This is a genomic window from Labrenzia sp. 011 (assembly GCF_003075075.1).
Taxonomy (GTDB): Bacteria; Pseudomonadota; Alphaproteobacteria; order Rhizobiales; family Stappiaceae; genus Roseibium.
In genome coordinates this window covers 190,082-208,764 of sequence record NZ_QCYM01000006.1, presented here as the reverse complement: position 1 = coordinate 208,764, position 18,683 = coordinate 190,082, and the positions used below count along the sequence as shown (strand labels likewise).

The following is an 18,683-nucleotide window of genomic DNA, read 5'->3' as shown; positions in this document are numbered from 1 at the left end:
CGGTGGCTCCACACCGGGAGGTGGCAATCGACAACAACCATGGACATGACGTCCATGCTCTTGTCCCGCAACCGCGACAATGAATGGCGCGGCGCGGATCGTTTCAAGAGGATGTGAGCCATGACTTCTCTCAGTCCGATCAATTCGACCGCCCAGACCGCCCTGCAACTGTTCCAGAGCGCGGCGCCGGCTGCAACAAATGCGACCACTGGACTTGCTGCGCCGACCGGAAGCAACCTGCTGAATTTTGGCAGCAACTCCTTCAGCGCCAAGGCTTCGGAAGCCATGACCAGGATCGCTGAACTGACGTCTGTGGATCCCTCGAGAATTGCTCCGACCGAAGCCCGGAAGGTGACCAAAGGTGGCGTGACATATTTCGAGACTGCTGCGATGTCGCGTGAGGATCTGCCGGAAGCCATTCGCGACAGGGTCGTTTCGGCTTCAAGTTACACAATCGAAACATATGAAGACGTTAGCGATGAAGAATTTCAAGAAACCGTTCTGAAGGGCCTCAATGAACTTTACGCAGACAATTCTGCATACCAGAAAGCTGTTGCAGATGGAACACTTGTAATCCAGCGTCCGGAGGATGTCGACGGGCTGGTAGGATGGGAGACATACTGGGTCAAGTACTATGACTCGAACGGAAATTCCTTTGGTGGCGGTCTGTACGCAGGCAACGAAACCACTTCAGAGTTTTATCGGGCGCGGAAAGCTGAAGGCTATGGTCAGGCTTCAGGCATGATTCAAAACTTAAACTTCTACGCCTACTGGCCCGGCCAGGACATGGAAGCGTGATCGCGGACCGGTGCCTGGCGCAATATTGCCCGGGCACCCGGTCCCCTTACGCCACCCGCCTGCTGCCGTCCGGTGGCTCCACACCGGGAGGTGGCAATCGACAACAACCATGGACATGACGTCCATGCTCTTGTCCCGCAACCGCGACAATGAATGGCGCGGCGCGGATCGTTTCAAGAGGATGTGAGCCATGACTTCTCTCAGTCCGATCAATTCAACTGCCCAGACCGCCCTGCAACTGTTCCAGAGCGCGGCGCCGGCTGCAACAAATGCGACCACTGGACTTACTGCGCCGACCGGAAGCAACCTGCTGAATTTTGGCAGCAGCTCCTTGAGCGCCAAGGCTTCGGAAGCCATGACCAGGATCGCGCAAATCGTCTCCGAATCCCCCAGCCAGACGCCTGATTCCGAGTCGAACATATTGACGCGCGCAGGCGTGCAGTACGAAGTGTCTGAGGCCCTCTCACGCGACGAGCTGCCGGAAAGGATCCGTGGAGACGTTCCTGCGGCTGCCAGCTACAAAATGCTCACTCGAGTAGACGTTAGCGACGAAGAATTTGAAGCAATCGTATTCGACAACCTCAAAGAACAATACACCGATGACCCTTCTTTCCAAAAGGCGTTGGCTGAAGGCACCTTGACGATCCAGCGCGCCGAAAATGTCGACGGACTGGAACTTTGGGAAACCTACCACGTTCAGATGTTCAACGAATCCGGTGGTCACATCGGTGAATATTGGCGCGGCGGAGCCCCAACAACTTCCGAACTTTATCAGTCTCGAAGGGCCGAGGGCCTTGAACAGGCTGTCGGGTCGACCAATCAACTGAGCTACTACGCCTACTGGCCCGGCCAGGACATGGAAGCGTGATCGCGGGCCGGGTGCCTGGCGCGATCTTGCCCGGGCACCCGGTCCCCCTTACGCCACCCGCCTGCTGCCGTTCGGTGCAGAGAGCTGTCGCACTCCGCCCTTGGCGGCACGCAGCCCCCTGTGATCTATTGGCGTGTGGTTCACTCTTGAGGAAGGCTGCCTTGACCGATACGCCGAACAATTCTCGCTTCGCCCGCAGGCTCATCGGCCTTGCAGGGCTTGCTGGTCTGCTCCTGGTTTCAACGCCGCTCGCCGCACAGGAAACGGACCCCAGGGTCAGTGCCGTGCAGAAGATCGCACAGGACGCCTTCGACACCCTGGATCTCAATGCGCTTCTGCTGGAAGTGCGCATTGATGGCGAGCCGCTTGTTACGCTTGCCCGTGGCGAAGCGATGCCGGGGGTTCCGCTCACCGTGGACGGGCAGTTTCGCAATGGCGCGGTGGCGCTCACCTATGTTGCGGCGCTGGCGTTGCGGCTCGCGGAGGCGGGGCGTTTCGACCTCGACCGCCCCATCGCCGAATGGCTGCCTGACCTGCCAGCCGCCGACACGGCGACACCGCGCATGCTGCTCAACATGACCGCCGGCTATCCCGACCACGCGGCGAACGACAAGGGATTTCTGGAGCCCTTCTATGCCGATCCGTTTCACCAGTGGACACCGGAAGAGCTGATCGATGTCAGCCTGTCGACGCCCCGTCGTTTCGCCCCCGGCGAGAACTGGGACTATTCCCATTCGGGCTATGTCATCCTCGGGCGTGTGCTCGAGGCCGCGACGGGCGAATCCCTCGCGGCGCTGATGCAACATCATGTGCTCGATCCCCTCGAACTTTCGCAAACGCACGATTTCGACACGCCCTATGTCCCGCAGCCGGTCGTTCATTCCTACACGGGCGAGCGGGGCGTCTGGGAAGACGCCACCTACTGGAATCCCTCCTGGACCCTGCCACGGGGTGCGGTTCAGGTGACGAGCATTTCCGACATGGCGCGCAGCTTCGACAGGATCACCGGCATCGACGGTTTCCTGCAGCCGGACTCCCGCAAGGCCATGATCGAACCCAGCCTGATCGGCTTCGGCAGTCCGCTGGAGGGCTGCCCCAACTGCCGCACGCTCAACAGCACCTTCAGCTACGGTCTGGGTACGATGCTGCTCGGCGACTGGATTGCGCAGACGCCATCCTTTGCCGGCAATGCATCGGCTGTCGCCACGCTGCCGGAAGGCCGTTCGCCCGAGGGCCGCGTGACCATTGCCGTCGCCGTGACCTACAGGGAAGCGGCCTTCGATGACTGGCAGGGCAATGTGCCCAACCGCGCCAGCGACATCCTTCTGGAAATTGCCGGGGAACTGGTTCCCGACACCCCGCCTCCGGGCAGATGACAAGCCGGACCTTCCGCCCGTCCACGGCGCACGCAGGTCAGCTGCCTTCGGACGACAACCGGGAACGCTTTGTTGCAATAAACTCTGCGGCAGCTCCGCTCAGGGACCCCGGAACCTGAAACATCCGGATCCATTACCCGGAAGCGGAAAAGCGGTTTCGGGAGAGGGCGGCGTGTTTCACGCCAGCCCGGCGATCGCCCCGGCAAAATCCTTGGCGGAAAACGGCTCCAGGTCGGCGACCCCTTCCCCGACACCGATGAAATGCACCGGCAGACCATGTCTGGCGGCAATGGCCACCAGAATGCCGCCGCGCGCCGTGCCGTCGAGCTTGGTCATCACCAGACCGGTCACACCGGCAACCTTGCCGAAGATCTCCACCTGATTGAGCGCGTTCTGCCCGGTCGTCGCGTCCAGGGTCAGGAGAACCGTATGCGGGGCGTCCGGATCGAGCTTGCGGATCACCCGGATGACCTTTTCCAGTTCATCCATCAGCTCGGCCCGGTTCTGCAGCCGCCCGGCGGTGTCGATCAGGAGAACGTCGATATCCTTTTCCACGGCCTCCTTCATGGCGTCATAGGCCAGCCCGGCCGCATCCGCGCCGGTGTCGCGCGCCACGACTTGCGCGCCCGTGCGCTCGGCCCAGATCCTGAGCTGCTCGACCGCGGCCGCACGGAACGTGTCCCCGGCCGCCATCATCACCTTTTTGCCTTCGGAGCGCAGTTTCTGCGACAGCTTGCCGATCGTGGTGGTCTTGCCGGTACCGTTCACCCCGACCATCAGCACCACATGGGGCTTCCTGCCGCTGGCGAGATCGAGCGGCCGGGCCACCGGGTCGAGAACCTTTTCCACTTCCTCCGCCAGCACCGAGCGCACCTCTTCCGGCGAGATTTCCTTGTCGAAACGCCCCGCCGACAGTCTTTCCGTGATCGCCATCGCCGTATCCACGCCGAGATCGGCCTGGATCAGCACGTCTTCCAGCTCCTCCAGCATGGCGGCGTCAAGCTTGCGCTTGGTGAAGATCGACGAGATGCCTTCGGTCAGCGACGAGGAGGACCGGGAAAGCCCCTTCTTCAGTCGCTGCAACCAGGAGACTTTCGGCTGCTCCGCGTCAGGGTCCGGTGCCGGGCCGGCTTCCGGCACGGTCTCCGGCGCCACATCGGTTGAAACCGGTTCATCGATGGTCACCGGGAGCGGCGGAGGCACATCCGGCAAACGCCCGAGTCCCGCGTCCATCCGGATCGGCCTGTAGGGATCGTTCGACGCGGCGGCCGGCCTGACCTCCATTTCCACATCGAGCTCCGGCTCATCGACGGAGTCTTCGGGGGAAGCAGTCTCTTCCGCAACAGGTTCGACAGCCGTTTCGTCAGCACCGTCGGATGTCTCCTTGCCGCCGAAGAGCCGACCCAGAAATCCGCGCTTTTTCTCGCTCATGAAATCGCCTTAACAATTCGACCCAGCCGCTCAGGCGGCTTTGGAAAGGGCTTCGCCCAGAAGATGGCGTCCGGTATGGCCGATTATCCTGGCTTCGACAATCTCGCCGGCCTCACCGCCATTCAGTTCCACCTGGGTGAACTGTTCCGTACGGCCCAGGCCGTCCTTTTCGATCAGCACCGGCCGGACCTTGCCGACCTCGCCCGCCAGATGCCGGCCAAGCGCGTCTTCGCCCTTGGCCCGGAGACGCGCGCCGCGTTCCTTGACGATGGAACGCGCAAGCTGCGGCATGCGGGCCGCCGGCGTTCCCGGACGCGGGGAGAACGGGAAGACATGCAGATGTGTCAGGCCGCACTCGTCGACGATCCTGAGGGAGTTCCGGAACATCTCCTCGGTTTCCGTCGGAAACCCGGCAATGATGTCCGCCCCGAAGACCACGTCCGGCCGCATGCGGCGCACATCCTCGCAGAAGCGGATGGTGTCGGCGCGCAGGTGCCGCCGCTTCATCCGCTTGAGGATCATGTCGTCGCCCGCCTGCAGCGAAAGATGGAAATGGGGCATCAGGCGCTCGTCGTCCGCGATCACCCGCATCAGGTCCTCATCGGCCTCGATGGAATCGATGGAGGACAGCCGCAACCGTTTCAGATCCGGGACCATCTTGAGAATCTTGGCCGTCAACGTGCCGAGCTTCGGCGTTCCCGGCAGATCGGCGCCATAGGATGTTATGTCGACACCAGTCAGCACGATCTCGTTGTAGCCGTTGGCCACGAGACGCGAGATCTGGTCGATCACCACGCCCATGGGCACCGAGCGGGAATTCCCCCGCCCGTAGGGGATGATGCAGAAGGTGCAGCGGTGATCGCAGCCGTTCTGGACCTGCACGAAGGCCCGGGCACGCCCGGTGAGGCCGTCGATCAGGTGGCCGGCCGTCTCCTCGACGCTCATGATGTCGTTGACGCGCACCTTCTCGCTGTCCGAAATGCCGAAGGCGGCCACATCCTGATAGGATTTGCGCTCCAGCTTTTCCGTATTGCCGAGCACCAGGTCCACCTCCTCCATGGCGGAGAAGGTTTCGGCCTCGGTCTGGGCAGCACAGCCGGTGACGATCACCCTGGAATTCGGATTGTCGCGCCGCGCCTTGCGTATGGCCTGGCGCGCCTGACGCACGGCTTCGCTGGTCACCGCACAGGTGTTGATCAGAATCGCGTCCTGAAGACCGGCCGCCTCCGCCTCGCGCTTCATCACTTCCGACTCGTAGGAATTCAGCCGGCAGCCGAATGTGACCACATCGATGCTCATGACGCGGCCCCTGCGGTTTCCGGCACCGCATCCCCGCCGGCGGTCCTGCGCCAGGACAGCGTGCCGAGATCGGCCTCGCCTTCGAATTCCACTTCCGTTGCACCGGTCATCAGAACGTGGCCGTCGGATTCGCGCCATTCGATCATCAGCGGTCCCCCCGGCAGGTGGATCGTGCTTTTGCGGCCGGCCTTGCCGTCACGCGCTGCGGCAACCCCGACGGCACAGGCCGCCGTGCCGCAGGCACGCGTCAGGCCGACACCGCGTTCCCAGACCTTCACGCGGATCTCGTTCTCTGCGAAGACATGCGCGAGGGAGATATTGGCCCCTTCGGGAAAGACCGGATGATGCTCCAGCAGCGGGCCGGCCCGCTCGAGATCATAGGCTTCCACATCGTCGACCCAGAAGATCGCGTGGGGATTGCCCATGCTGGCGACCGCCGGCGTGTGCAGGATCGGATCGTCGATCGGCCCGATCTGCAGCTCGATCGCCCGCGTGTCGGCAAATTCCTCCGCCAGCGGGATCTGGTCCCACTCCAGGCGCGGCACACCCATGTCCACCGTCACATTGCGCGCTCCGGCGGCATCGAAGGCGTGAAGAAGACCGGCGCTCGTCTCGATCGTCACCAGATCCTTGCCCGTTTCCTCCATCAGGAGACGGCCGATGCATCTGGTGGCATTGCCGCAGGCGGACACTTCGCTGCCGTCGCGATTGTGAATGCGCATGAAGGCGTCGACGCCGAGGGAAGACCGTTCCACGGTGATCATCTGGTCGAAGCCGATGCCGCCCTCCCGGTCGCCAAGCCCGGCGATCGCCTCCCGCGCCAGGCGCAGCGGCGTTTCGCGCGCGTCCCAGACCACGAAATCGTTGCCGAGGCCGTTCATTTTCAAAAAGGGTCTGGTGTCCGACGCCATACCGGGTGCACTTCGTTCCTGGGGTTGTTGCTGGATAGCGGGCCCGCACACTGTCGGGCGATCGCCCTTATATGGCGGAAAACACCGGAAATTACCAGTGGGACCGTTTCCGGATTTCCGGGCACCGGTCCGCCCCGGCATTGCAGGAAAACCCGCAGGGTTTCACAGGCTTTCCGCGCTGAAGGTATCGCAGGCGGCGATCCGGCCTGACTGGAACCCTTTCCTGAACCATCCGGCGCGCTGCGCCGATGTGCCGTGGTTGAAGCTTTCCGGGACCACATACCCCTGCGCCTGGCGCTGCAGCGTGTCGTCGCCGATCCGGCTTGCCGCATTCAGCGCCTCGTCAATGTCCCCTTCTTCCACGAACCCCTTCTGCCGGGCGGCGTAATGGGCCCAGATTCCGGCAAAACAGTCCGCCTGCAGCTCCACCCGGACGGACAACGCATTGCCCTCCGCCTTGCTCATGGTCCGTTTGGCCTTGTGGAACTGCGGCAGAATGCCGAGCACGTTCTGGATGTGATGGCCGACCTCGTGAGCCAGCACATAGGCCTGGGCGAAGTCGCCCGGGGCGTTCAGCTGCGTGGCGAGTTCCTGATAGAAGGACAGGTCGATATAGAGCTTGCTGTCCGCCCCGCAATAGAAGGGTCCCGTGGCCGAACTGGCGTAGCCGCAGGCGGAGGGCACCGAGCCGGAAAACAGCACGAGCGTCGGCTCCGGATAATCGGTGCCGTGCCGGTCGAGCAGCTGACCCCAGGTGTTTTCGGTATCGGCAAGGACGACGGAGACGAATTGCGCCGTCTCGTCGTCCGCCGCGGACCGCGGCGCCTGGCTCCGGCCTGACGGCACGTCATAGCCGCCGCCTTCCAGCTGTCCCAGCAGCGTCAGCGGATTGATGCCCAGGAACCAGGCGATCCCGGCAACGACCACGATGCCGGTCAGACCCAGTCCGCCACCGGTGCGTGCCCGGCGGCCGGACGGCATCCGCATGCGCGGGCCCGCGCTGCGCCTGTCTTCGATGTTGCTGCTGCCGCGGCGGCCTTTCCAGCGCATGTCTTTTCCAGTCCGTCCGTTCGATCTGATGCATGAATAGCAGACCTCGGGGACAACACACCGCAAAAGACGCCGCCCGGCAACAGAAATCGGCACGGATGTGATGCCGGTTACAGCCGCCGCGCCCGGATGGGAGCAGTCTCGTCAGACATTAGAAAGGATGATGGAAATGTCTGATGTCACGGAACAACAGGCCAGCCGTTTGATCGCCTTCGCGACCCAGCGGATGGGGAAGGTGGAAGGCAATGGCCAGTGCTGGACGCTGGTCGACAACGGTTTTCGCAGTGTCGGCTTTCACAAGCCCTCGGCGACCTATCACTGGGGACGCGTCGTGGAACAGCTGTCCAGCGCCCGGCCGGGAGACATTTTCCAGTTTTCCAATTTTCGCGTCGCCGTCAGGACCGAAACCGCCGATGGCAGCTGGAGTGAAAACAGCCAGACACGGGGCGCGCCGCGTCACACCGCAATTCTGGAAAGTATCGATGCCAATGGTCTCGCCACCTTCCTGGAAAGCAATGTCAACGACAATTTCAACGTCCAGCGCAACCGCTTCCACGTCAGAACGGCGGATCTCGAGGAAGGCAGCGACAGGACAACTGTCCGTGTCAGCGGTTCCTTCACGATCTACCGGCCGCAGATTTCCCAGTAGGGGGTGGCGGCAGGCCTGTCAGGTGCGGATCAGCATGTCCGTCCCCGGACCGACCCTGGACAGGATCTGCAACATGTGATGCGGCGCGACCGCGACGCAACCTTCCGTCGGACTGTATCCCTCCCGCGCCACATGAAAGAAGATGGCGCTTCCCTTTCCCTTCACTGCGGGAAAAAGATTGCAGTCGAGAACCACGACGATGTCGTAGAGTCTGTCCTCGCGCCACATTTTTTCATGACTGGCCTGAAAGGGCAGCGCGACGGGCCGATTGTAGCGGGCATGCCCGGGATCGTCGCACCAGCCCTTGTCCGGTGTCAGCCGTTCGACCGGCAAACCCGTTGCAGGCAACCGGAGACGATCGGGCCGGTAATAGACATGAAGCAGTGCGAAGCGACCCGCAGGGGTGCCCCCGTCGCCTTCTTTTTTTCGGATCACGATGCCTGAACGGCCAAGCGCACACGGAACCGTGATCCCTCCGAGACGGAGGAATCCCTTTCTCCGGTCGTGCGGCAAGGCCCGGACCACAAGGCAATCCACCGTTTTCTGTCGTTGTTCCATGGGCTCCCCGCCAGGTTTTCCGCTTGCAGCAGAAGGCATTGATAAACCCTCCCTAAACCCCGCGTGAAGAAGAATTGACGAAGCAATGCTTGTACGGCGAGAATTTCACGCGCACATAGAGGCAGGAACACGCTTGTGTCATTCACACAATTCGGCGTGATCAATACTGCAGAGCATTTGGCGAGGACCGCGACAATGACCGCCCGCACAATCTTGATTATCGATGACGATACCGAACTGCGCGAGGCGCTGGTTGAACAGCTTTCCCTTTATGAAGAGTTCGAGACCATCCAGGCGGATTCGGCCAGCTCGGGCATTGCCCTTGCGAAGGACGAGCATGTCGATCTTCTGCTGATGGACGTCGGACTGCCGGACATCGACGGCCGCGAAGCCGTCAAGCTGCTGCGCAAGAACGGGTTCAAGTCGCCGATCATCATGCTGACCGGTCATGACGGCGACAGCGACACGATTCTCGGCCTGGAAGCGGGCGCCAACGACTATGTCACCAAACCGTTCAAGTTCGCGGTTCTGCTCGCCCGGGTGCGGGCGCATCTGCGCCAGCACGAGCAGAGCGAGGACGCCACATTCGCCATCGGCCGTTATTCCTTCCGGCCGGCCGCGAAGATCATGCAGGACGACTCCGGCTCCAAGGTGCGCCTGACGGAAAAGGAAACCTCCATTCTCAAGTTCCTCTACCGCGCCGGGGAAAAACCGGTGACCCGCGATGTGCTTTTGCATGAGGTCTGGGGCTATAATTCCGGCGTCACCACCCACACGCTGGAAACCCACATTTACCGTCTCAGGCAGAAAATCGAACGCGATCCGTCCAACGCCGAACTCCTGGTGACAGAAGCCGGTGGATATAAGCTTGTGCCCTAGCAGATATTCATCGTAAATCTGGGGCATGAGCCTTGCCCAAGACATAGCGATTCTCAAACAAATCCCGATGCTTTCGGACTTTTCCGACGATCAGCTCCGTCTGCTCGCCTTCAGTGCCGAAAGCATGGATTACGGATCCGGCCAGCGCCTGTTCGACGAGGGCGAACGGGCCGACGGTGGTCTGGTGATCACCGGCGGCACGGTCAGCCTGCAGAAACGGGGCAAGGACGGATACGAGGAAGTCGACCGGGTCGGCGAGGGAACCCTTCTGGGCGAAACCGCGCTTCTTGCCGAAAACAAGCGCCCCTGCCGCGCCGAAGCCGTTGGCCCGGTGAGCATCATCCGCATCCGCCGGGCCCTCTTCAAACGCATGATCCAGGAATATCCGGAACTTGCCCAGCGGCTTCTGGATGTCCATGCCGCCCGCTTTCGGCAGACAGTCACCGCGCTTCGTCCCATCGGCGAAAAGATGGCGGAGCTGGAACAGCTCAACGCCGAACGGCGCCGGCGCAACGACGAAACCCAGTCCTGAACCCGCGCGACCTTCCCGGCCGCAAATGCGACAGCGTTCCGCGAAGGCCTCACGCCTTTTTCAGGCGCAGCCTGCTGCCGGCATATTTGCCAAGACCCTGAAGCAACGCGGCCGCGCTGACGCCGAGGCCGCAGATAGCGACCCAGACAGAGGGACGCAGAGCGGTGGCCACATTGAAATTCGCCTGAAAGACCCGGTCGGCGGGAATGCCCGTGGCTAGCGCGTACCAGGCATATTCGACTGCAGCGGTCGCGGCCGCACCCAGCAGCGCGCAGGCGGCGAGCACAAGCCAGTTCGACAGCGGCAGGCCCGCCTTTCCCACCAGCCGGTAGATCATCAGCAGCGCGAAGACCCCGGCCATCAGCGTCGCCTCGGTCACGTCCGACTTCGACTGCAGGAAGAAATGAAACAGGGCAAGCACAGCCACCGGATAGACCAGGAGGTGGAGCCTGTTCCAGGCCGCCCCCAGCCGCCGGACGGCACTGTCGAAGGACGTTGCCCCCAGCACCGCCAGGCCGGCGAGAGCGGCAAATCCGACGATCAGGTAGAACCGGAGAAAGATCTCCGAGACGACCTTGCCGAGATTCCAGTGTTCCGAAGCAGCGTAAAGGCCCACATGCAGGAGCGCATAGGCAAGGACCGATACCCCGGTCATGCGCCGGATGCCGGCGATCCTGTTCCAGCGGAAGATCCGCCTGACGGGCGTGACCGCAAGGGTCAGCAGAAGAAACCGCACCGCCCAGGTACCGCTCTCATGCAGCGCCTGTTCGTAGGGCTCCGGATAGACCGGACCGAACGCCAGATCGAAAAAGATCCACCCGGCCGGCAACAGCAGCAGAACAAAGACGCAAAGCCGCAGGACGGACAGATGTCCGCGCCGGTCGGTCCAGGGCACGTAGTGCCGGAGCGCAGGATATGTGTTGAAACTCGATGCCATGGTCCGGATCTAACCCGTTGCCCCGCGTCTTTCACTGCACAGCTTTTCAAGCCTGTGTGAAGAAAGGCCCACGGGTGAATCCGGGCAGCCGGTCCTGATCCCGAACCGGAAGCTCATGGCATGTCCCGGCCGGAAGCCGGGACAGCACGGAACAAGAGGAGGGTGCAGGTCCTGAACCGCCTCACACCCAGGGGCGGCTATCGCCCAGCTTGCCCTCGAAGCTTTCGATCTGCTCGGCCTTGGCCATCGTCAGACCGATGTCGTCGAGACCGTTCATCAGGCAATGCTTGCGGAACTGGTCGATCTTGAAGGGGATGTCGCCGCTTTCCAGTCCCTGGATTTCCTGGTTTTCCAGATCGATGGTCAGCGTGAAGTTGGCGCCGCGTTCGGAGGCCTGCATCAGGGAATCCAGCTCGTCTTCGGACACCTGGATCGGCAGAATGCCGTTCTTGAAGCAGTTGTTGTAGAAAATATCGGCAAAGGACGTGGAGATCACGCAACGGATGCCGAAGTCCAGAAGGGCCCATGGCGCGTGTTCACGCGACGATCCGCAGCCGAAATTGTCGCCGGCGATCAGGATCTTGGCGTTGCGGTAGGCCGGCTTGTTCAGCACGAAATCCGGGTTTTCCGACCCGTCGTCATTGGTGCGCATCTCGTGAAACAGGGCGGATCCCAGACCGGTCCGCTTGATTGTCTTCAGAAACTGCTTCGGGATGATCATGTCCGTATCGATGTTGACGATCGGCATCGGTGCCGCGACCCCGGTCAGGGTTTCGAATTTTTCCATGATTGTGTCTCCTGAAAGGCCTGAAAGCGAAGATGGACTCAGGCGGTCAGGCTTGTGGCCTGATCGACGCCGAGCATCAGGTTGAGGTTCTGGACGGCCGCGCCGGATGCGCCCTTGCCCAGATTGTCGTAGACCGCAAGGATCGCCGCCTGGGCCCGGTCGTCATTGGCGAAGACATGCAGGCGCAGGCAATTGGTGTCGTTGAGCGCCTGCGGATCGAGGAACTCCGCCCGGTCCACCGCCTCCAGCGGGGCGACTTCGACAAAACCGCCGGCACAGCCGGCATAGTGATCGGCCAGAGCCGCGTGAAGCTCCTCGCCCGTCGGCACCCTGTCGAGACCCGCAAGATTCAGCGGCAGGACAGTGAGCATGCCCTTGTAATAATTGCCGACCGACGGCGTGAACAGCGGAGCCGCCTCCAGCAGCGCATATTCACTCATTTCCGGCAGATGCTTGTGATTGAAGGCAAGTCCGTAGGGCGCAAAGGCACTGGCGCCGGGACCGCGGAGTTCGTAATCCGCAATCATGGTCTTGCCGCCTCCGGAATACCCGGAAATGCCGTGATAGGTCGTTGCAAATCCCGCCGGCAGCAGCCCGGCGGAAACGAGCGGACGGACCGCGGCGATCAGGCCCTGCGGCCAGCAGCCCGGATTGGCGACCCGCATGGCTGCCGCGATGATATCGCCCTGATCCGCATCCATTTCGGCGAATCCGTAAGCCCAGCCTTCGGCAACCCGATGGGCGCTGGAGGCATCGATCACCCGCGTGGTGTCGTTTTCGATCAGCGCGACGCTTTCCTTCGCAGCCGCATCCGGCAGGCAGAGAATGGCGACATCCGCGCTGTTGAGATAGTCCGCCCGCGCCGCCGGATCCTTCCGGCTTTCCTCGGGAATGGAGACCAGCTCCAGGTCGCGGCGCATGGCAAGGCGTTCGCGGATCTGCAGACCCGTCGTTCCGGCTTCACCATCTATGAACACGCGCGCAACCATCGCCGGCTCCTCTCCTCGTTTTAAAGTCGAAGCGTCATACACTCAATTCCCGGGCTTGTCACCGCTTGCGCGCGTGCCGTGAGCTCAACGGGCTCTTGAATGATACTCATCATTCGGCCGCATGTCCGTCCCGGCCGCCACCCGGTTGGTCATGTTGAAAAACGCCGCGACCGAGGAGATATCCCAGATGTCCCGATCGCTAAAGCCGACGTCCCTGAGAACCTGTCGGTCACTTTCGACGATCTCCGCCGGACTCTGGGTCAGCTTGACGGCGAAGTCGAGCATTGCTCGCTGGCGGGTGCTCAGATCAGCCGCGCGGTAGTTCATTACCATCATTTCACCCAGAATCGGATCTCCCGACAGTTCCCGCACCGCCGCGCCATGGGCGGCCAGGCAATAAAAACAGTGATTGACGGAAGATACCGCAACAGCAATCATTTCACGTTCAAGCTTTGTCAGACCGGAGTCGGCCAGCATGAGCTCGTTGTACATGTCGGTGAAGGCACGCAGTTTCGTTTCATCGAAGGAATAGGCCTTGAGTACATTCGGGACCATTCCCAGTTTTTCCTGGCAAAGGTCGAAATACGCCTTTGTCTTCTCGCTTGGAGCCTCGCGGGACTCTATTTGCAAGGCTGTGACTTTGCTTAACAATTTATTCCTCCCGTCATGATAGCTTCTATATCGCTACAATAAACAAGACTACCATGCGACCGAGCCAACCATAAGATCGCCTAAGGGGGGATGATTATGCCGGACAAACACGACGTCGAGAAACTCAAACTTATCGACGCGGTCCACGCAGGCCTGAGCAAGGAAGACCCTGATCTTGCCGAATTCGCCCGCGCCTTCTACGACCGGGGCGCGGCGGAAGATCTCGTCACCTACAGTTCCGAGGAGCTGAAGGGCTTTGCCCGCGATGCCTGGCAGGATTTCCAGACCCATGAACTCGGGACGCACAGGGTCTCCGTTTCCGATCCGTCCTTCACGGCAAAGGGCGGCAAGGCCGGCAGCCTGACGGTCATCGAGATCGTCAACGACAACATGCCCTTTCTGGTCGAATCGGTGATGGACGAGCTGCAGGAAAGCAAGCTGGAAGTCCATCTGGTCCTGCACCCGATCTTCATTGTGGATCGCCAGGACGACGGCAAGCTCAACACCGCAGTCGGCCGCAAGAAACCGCCGAAGCGCAAGGATCGTCAGGAAAGCCTGATCCACATTCACGTGACACGCGTCGATTCCGAAAAGGAACGGAACGACTTGAAGGAGCGGATGGACAGGGTGCTCACCAACGTCCGTGCCGTGGTCACCGACTTCAAGCCGATGCAGGAACGCCTCGCGGAAGCGATCGACACCTACAAGACAACACAGATTCTCGGCAGCAGCGACGAGCTGTGGGAGGCGATTCACTTTCTCGAGTGGATGGAAAACGACAATTTCATCTTCCTCGGCATGCGCGAATACAAGTTCGAGGGCGGCGTGGAAGAAGGCGAGCTGTCGCCCCATGACGGCACGGGACTGGGCCTCCTGGCCGATCCGGATGTCAGGGTGCTGCGCCGCGGCAGCGAATTCGTGCAGATCACGCCGGAAATCCGCGAATTCCTGAAAAAGCCCGAGCCGCTCATCATCGCCAAGGCGAACGTGAAGAGCAATGTGCACCGCCGAGTCCACATGGATTACGTCGGCGCCAAGCTCTACGACGACGACGGCAACATGATCGGCGAGCTGCGTATTGTCGGCCTGTTCGCCTCCACCGCCTATACCGAACCGACCAGCACCATTCCGTTCCTGCGCCGCAAGGTGGCCAGCGTCCTGGCGCGGGCGGGCTACGATTCGGAAAGCCATTCCGGGCGCGCGCTGCGCAACGTTCTGGAAGCCTATCCGCGCGACGAACTGTTCCAGATTGACCGCGACCGCCTGTTCGATTTTTCCATCGCCATCCTCCAGCTCGACGAACGCCCGCGCATCCGCGTGCTCTCCCGGCCGGACAAGTTCGACCGCTATGTCTCCATCCTCGTCTTCATTCCGCGTGACCGCTACACGACGGAAGTTCGCCTGAACGTCGGCACCTATCTCGCATCCATCTACGAGGGACGTGTATCCGCCTGGTATGTGACCTATCTGGAAGGCCCGCTGGCGCGGGTTCATTACATCATCGGACGCGACAAGGGAGAAACACCCAAGCCGGACCAGGAGGATCTGGAAGCGGCAGTCGCCGAAATGGTCCGCACCTGGTCGGACAGCGTGCGCGACGCGCTCAGGACGAAATTCGCCCCGGCCCCGGCGCGCAAGCTCGCCGACCGCTACGCCCTCTCCTTCCACGGCGGCTACAAGGAAGTCTACAACGCGCAGAACGCGCTGTTCGACATCGTCAAGCTGGAAACCCTGTCCGAACGGACCGAGACCACCATCACCTTCCACCGGCCTGACGGCTCGCTGGACAACCGGCTGGCCCTGAAGGTCTATCACCGCGGATCTCCCATCCCGCTGTCCGCCCGCGTCCCGCTTCTGGAAAACATGGGATTCAGGGTGATCAACGAACGCACCTACCGGATCACCCCGGCGGATGCACCGCTGTCCTATCTGCACGAGATGACCCTCGAAACGCGAACCGGGGAAGACTTCGACCTTACCGAACAGCTTCAGTCGCGTCTGGAAGCCATGTTCCTGGCGGTCTGGACCGGCATGGCCGAGGATGACGGCTACAACCGTCTGGTTCTCACCGCGGATCTCGCCTGGCGGGATGTCGCCGTGGTCCGGTCCCTGTCGAAATACCTGCGCCAGACAGGCATCCCCTTCTCCGAAGACTACATGTGGTCGACCCTCAACAATTATCCGGCCATTGCCGCCAAACTGGTGGAAATGTTCCATTTGCGCTTCAATCCGGATGTGACCGAAAAGGACCGCGATCTCGGCACCCAGCGCCTTCAGGGCGAACTCACCGCCGATCTGGAAGACGTTTCGAGCCTCGACGACGACCGCATCCTGCGGCGCTTCCAGAACACCATCGAATCGATCCTGCGCACGAATTTCTATCAGCTCGACAGTGAGGGGCAGCCCAAACAGACCTTCGCCTTCAAGATCGACAGCCGCCAGATCGACGATCTGCCGCAGCCCCGTCCTTTCCGCGAGATATTCGTCTACAGCCCCCGCATCGAAGGGGTTCACCTGCGCTTCGGCAAGGTGGCGCGCGGCGGCCTGCGCTGGTCCGACCGTCCGCAGGATTTCCGCACCGAGGTACTCGGCCTCGTCAAGGCGCAACAGGTGAAGAACGCCGTCATCGTTCCGGTCGGTGCGAAAGGCGGCTTCGTTCCCAAACAGCTGCCGCCGATGAGCGACCGGGATGCCTGGTTCAAGGAAGGCACCGAGAGCTACAAGATCTTCATCAACGCCCTTCTCGACGTGACCGACAACCTTGACGAGGACAAGGTCCTGCCTCCGGAACGGGTGCAGCGGTTCGACGACGACGATCCCTATCTCGTCGTCGCCGCGGACAAGGGCACCGCCAGCTTCTCCGACACCGCCAACAGCATTTCGGAAAGCCGGCACTTCTGGCTCGGGGACGCCTTCGCCTCCGGCGGCTCTGCCGGCTATGACCACAAGAAGATGGGCATCACCGCACGCGGCGCCTGGGAAGCGGTCAAGCGCCACTTCCGGGAGATGAACCGGGACATCCAGAGCGAACCCTTCACCGCCGCCGGCGTCGGCGACATGTCCGGCGACGTCTTCGGCAACGGCATGCTGCTGTCGAAGACCACGAGGCTCCTGGCCGCCTTCGACCACCGGGATATCTTCATTGATCCCGATCCCGACCCGGCCACGACCTGGGAAGAGCGCAAACGCCTCTTCGACATGGGCCGCTCGTCCTGGAAGGACTACAACACCGAACTGCTGTCCAAAGGCGGCGGCATCTTCTCGCGGCAGCTGAAATCCATTCCCCTGACTCCGGAAATCAAGGCGCTTCTGAACCTCAAGAGATCCAGCGCCACGCCGCAGGAAGTCATGATGGCGATCCTCAGGCTGAATGTGGATCTGCTCTGGTTCGGCGGCATCGGCACCTATATCCGCTCGACCGACCAGACAGACGCCGAAGCCGGCGACCGGGCCAACGACCCGATCCGCATCACCGCTGCCGAAGTCGGTGCGAAGGTCATCGGCGAAGGGGCCAATCTCGGCCTCACGCAGCTTGCCCGCATCGAGTTCAACAGAAACGGTGGGCGCTGCAACTCCGATGCGATCGACAACTCCGCCGGGGTGAATTCCTCGGACATGGAGGTCAATATCAAGATCGCCCTCGGCGCCGCGGTCAAGTCCGGCAAGCTGACGCTCAAGCAGCGCAACCAGCTGCTCGCCAGGATGACCGATGAAGTCGCCGAGCTGGTTCTGCGAAACAACTACCTCCAGACCCTGGCGATCTCCATGACCCAGCTTCGCGGCATGGAGGATTTCGGTTATCAGGTCCGCATGATGCGCCAGCTGGAACAGGCGGGGCTGCTCGACCGCGCGGTGGAGCAGCTGCCCGACGAGGCGACGCTCGCGGAAATGCGCAAGGCCGGCCAGTTGCTGACCCGCGCCGAACTCGGTGTCCTGCTGGCCTACGCCAAACTCACCTTCTACGATGCCCTGCTGGAAAGCTCGGTGCCCGATGACGATTATCTCGCCCGGGAACTGTTCCGCTACTTCCCGGACCAGATGGCCACCACGTATCAGGACGAGATCAACGGCCACCGGCTGCGCCGCGAGATCATCGCCACCATGCTGGCGAACTCGATGATCAACCGGGGCGGGGCGACCTTCCTCACCCGGCTGATGGACCAGACCGGGGCGACGCCGACGGATATCGCCCAGAGCTTCGTTGCCGTACGCAACAGTTTCGACCTCACCGACCTCAATACGGCGATCGACGCGCTCGACAACCGGATCGATGGCGCCCTCCAGCTCGATCTCTATCTGGAGGTACAGACACTCCTTCTGGAACGCGTCGTCTGGTTCAAGCGCAATGTCTCCTTCGAAAAGGGCCTGTCCGCCGTCGTCGACCGCTTCGGCTCCGGCATCACCGCCCTGAGGGACCGGCTGGAAAGCCTGCTCCCCGAGGAACAGGCCGCCTTCCTGAACGGCAGGATGGAGGATTTCATCGGCCAGGGCGTCCCGGAGCCTCTGGCCAGGCGGATTGCCTGGCTGCCCGCGGAGCGCACGATTCCGGATATCGTCATCGTCTCGGAGGAGACCGACGCCGATCTGGGCACCGCCGCCACGGCCTATTTCCAGATCGGCCATCATTTCCGCATCGGCGCCATGCACGAACTGGCCAACGAACTCAAGGTCCAGGACTATTACGACGGTCTCGCCCTCGACAGGGCGCGGGCCACCCTGGTCTCCGCCCACCGCGCGCTTGCCATCGAGGCGATCAGATGCGGCGGCTTCGCCACCTGGCTTGAAGAGCATAAAGTCGAGGTCAGCCGCCGCCAGCGAGCGGTTACCGAAATGCTGGATGGCGGCCTGAGCGTTTCCAAGTTCTCCGTCGCAGCCAGCCTGCTGTCGGAAATCTACTCTCACGCCTGACGGGACACAGCCGTAAATGAGTCGAAAAGGCCGACAGCCCCGCTGCCGGCCTTTTCTTCA

Annotated in this window: 16 protein-coding genes; 7 read left to right on the top strand and 9 right to left on the bottom strand. The window is 62.0% G+C overall.

The annotated features are described in order from the left end of the window. Nucleotides 1-120 precede the first annotated feature (120 nt). The 3 genes from DCO57_RS09535 to DCO57_RS09525 all read left to right on the top strand — a co-directional run bounded on the left by DCO57_RS09535 (nt 121) and on the right by DCO57_RS09525 (nt 3,042). A complete protein-coding gene (locus DCO57_RS09535; protein WP_116698644.1) occupies nt 121-798 on the top strand; it encodes a hypothetical protein in 678 nt (225 codons plus the stop codon). Between the two features lie 190 nt (nt 799-988). Then, the gene (locus DCO57_RS09530) at nt 989-1,666 is read left to right on the top strand and encodes a hypothetical protein (protein WP_116698643.1); all 678 of its coding nucleotides are present in this window, start codon (nt 989-991) and stop codon (nt 1,664-1,666) included. Between the two features lie 161 nt (nt 1,667-1,827). Then, nucleotides 1,828-3,042: a serine hydrolase domain-containing protein gene (locus tag DCO57_RS09525; RefSeq protein WP_165814697.1), complete on the top strand. Its 1,215-nt coding sequence runs from the start codon at nt 1,828-1,830 to the stop codon at nt 3,040-3,042. A gap of 177 nt (nt 3,043-3,219) precedes the next feature. Here DCO57_RS09525 and ftsY read toward each other — a convergent pair whose 3' ends face one another. The 4 genes from ftsY to DCO57_RS09505 all read right to left on the bottom strand — a co-directional run bounded on the left by ftsY (nt 3,220) and on the right by DCO57_RS09505 (nt 7,733). Next, complete coding sequence (ftsY, locus tag DCO57_RS09520) at nt 3,220-4,473, bottom strand: signal recognition particle-docking protein FtsY (protein WP_116698641.1); 1,254 nt, start codon at nt 4,471-4,473, stop codon at nt 3,220-3,222. Nucleotides 4,474-4,503: 30 nt separating this feature from the next. After that, the gene (gene mtaB, locus DCO57_RS09515; protein WP_116698640.1) at nt 4,504-5,772 is read right to left on the bottom strand and encodes a tRNA (N(6)-L-threonylcarbamoyladenosine(37)-C(2))-methylthiotransferase MtaB; all 1,269 of its coding nucleotides are present in this window, start codon (nt 5,770-5,772) and stop codon (nt 4,504-4,506) included. Then, nucleotides 5,769-6,683 (bottom strand): diaminopimelate epimerase, encoded by a 915-nt coding sequence (gene dapF, locus DCO57_RS09510; protein ID WP_116698639.1) that lies wholly within the window; start codon nt 6,681-6,683, stop codon nt 5,769-5,771. Before dapF ends, mtaB begins: the two co-directional genes overlap by 4 nt. 162 nt (nt 6,684-6,845) lie before the next feature. Then, nucleotides 6,846-7,733 (bottom strand): neutral zinc metallopeptidase, encoded by an 888-nt coding sequence (locus tag DCO57_RS09505; protein WP_116698638.1) that lies wholly within the window; start codon nt 7,731-7,733, stop codon nt 6,846-6,848. 169 nt (nt 7,734-7,902) lie between these two features. Between DCO57_RS09505 and DCO57_RS09500 the strand changes: the two genes are divergently transcribed. Next, nucleotides 7,903-8,382: a hypothetical protein gene (locus tag DCO57_RS09500; RefSeq protein WP_133192649.1), complete on the top strand. Its 480-nt coding sequence runs from the start codon at nt 7,903-7,905 to the stop codon at nt 8,380-8,382. An 18-nt stretch (nt 8,383-8,400) separates the two neighbouring features. On the opposite strand, the gene DCO57_RS09495 is transcribed toward DCO57_RS09500, so the two are convergent. Continuing rightward, nucleotides 8,401-8,940, bottom strand: coding sequence for a L,D-transpeptidase family protein (locus DCO57_RS09495; RefSeq protein WP_116698636.1), 540 nt, complete (start codon nt 8,938-8,940; stop codon nt 8,401-8,403). A 195-nt stretch (nt 8,941-9,135) separates the two neighbouring features. Here DCO57_RS09495 and DCO57_RS09490 point away from each other — a divergent pair, with 195 nt between their 5' ends. Then, complete coding sequence (locus tag DCO57_RS09490) at nt 9,136-9,819, top strand: response regulator transcription factor (RefSeq protein ID WP_116698635.1); 684 nt, start codon at nt 9,136-9,138, stop codon at nt 9,817-9,819. A gap of 67 nt (nt 9,820-9,886) precedes the next feature. Next, nucleotides 9,887-10,351, top strand: coding sequence for a cyclic nucleotide-binding domain-containing protein (locus DCO57_RS09485; protein ID WP_208977869.1), 465 nt, complete (start codon nt 9,887-9,889; stop codon nt 10,349-10,351). A gap of 49 nt (nt 10,352-10,400) precedes the next feature. On the opposite strand, the gene DCO57_RS09480 is transcribed toward DCO57_RS09485, so the two are convergent. From DCO57_RS09480 to DCO57_RS09465, 4 genes are all read right to left on the bottom strand, one after another. Beyond that, nucleotides 10,401-11,288, bottom strand: a complete 888-nt coding sequence (locus DCO57_RS09480) for a protein-methionine-sulfoxide reductase heme-binding subunit MsrQ (RefSeq protein WP_116698633.1) — start codon at nt 11,286-11,288, stop codon at nt 10,401-10,403. A gap of 181 nt (nt 11,289-11,469) precedes the next feature. Beyond that, nucleotides 11,470-12,075 (bottom strand): 3-isopropylmalate dehydratase small subunit, encoded by a 606-nt coding sequence (gene leuD, locus DCO57_RS09475; RefSeq protein ID WP_116698632.1) that lies wholly within the window; start codon nt 12,073-12,075, stop codon nt 11,470-11,472. A 38-nt stretch (nt 12,076-12,113) separates the two neighbouring features. Beyond that, nucleotides 12,114-13,064: an N-acetyl-gamma-glutamyl-phosphate reductase gene (argC, locus tag DCO57_RS09470; RefSeq protein WP_116698631.1), complete on the bottom strand. Its 951-nt coding sequence runs from the start codon at nt 13,062-13,064 to the stop codon at nt 12,114-12,116. An 84-nt stretch (nt 13,065-13,148) separates the two neighbouring features. Further along, a complete protein-coding gene (locus DCO57_RS09465) occupies nt 13,149-13,715 on the bottom strand; it encodes a peroxidase-related enzyme (protein WP_116698630.1) in 567 nt (188 codons plus the stop codon). A 96-nt stretch (nt 13,716-13,811) separates the two neighbouring features. Here DCO57_RS09465 and DCO57_RS09460 point away from each other — a divergent pair, with 96 nt between their 5' ends. After that, nucleotides 13,812-18,623 (top strand): NAD-glutamate dehydrogenase, encoded by a 4,812-nt coding sequence (locus DCO57_RS09460; protein WP_116698629.1) that lies wholly within the window; start codon nt 13,812-13,814, stop codon nt 18,621-18,623. Nucleotides 18,624-18,683 lie beyond the last annotated feature (60 nt).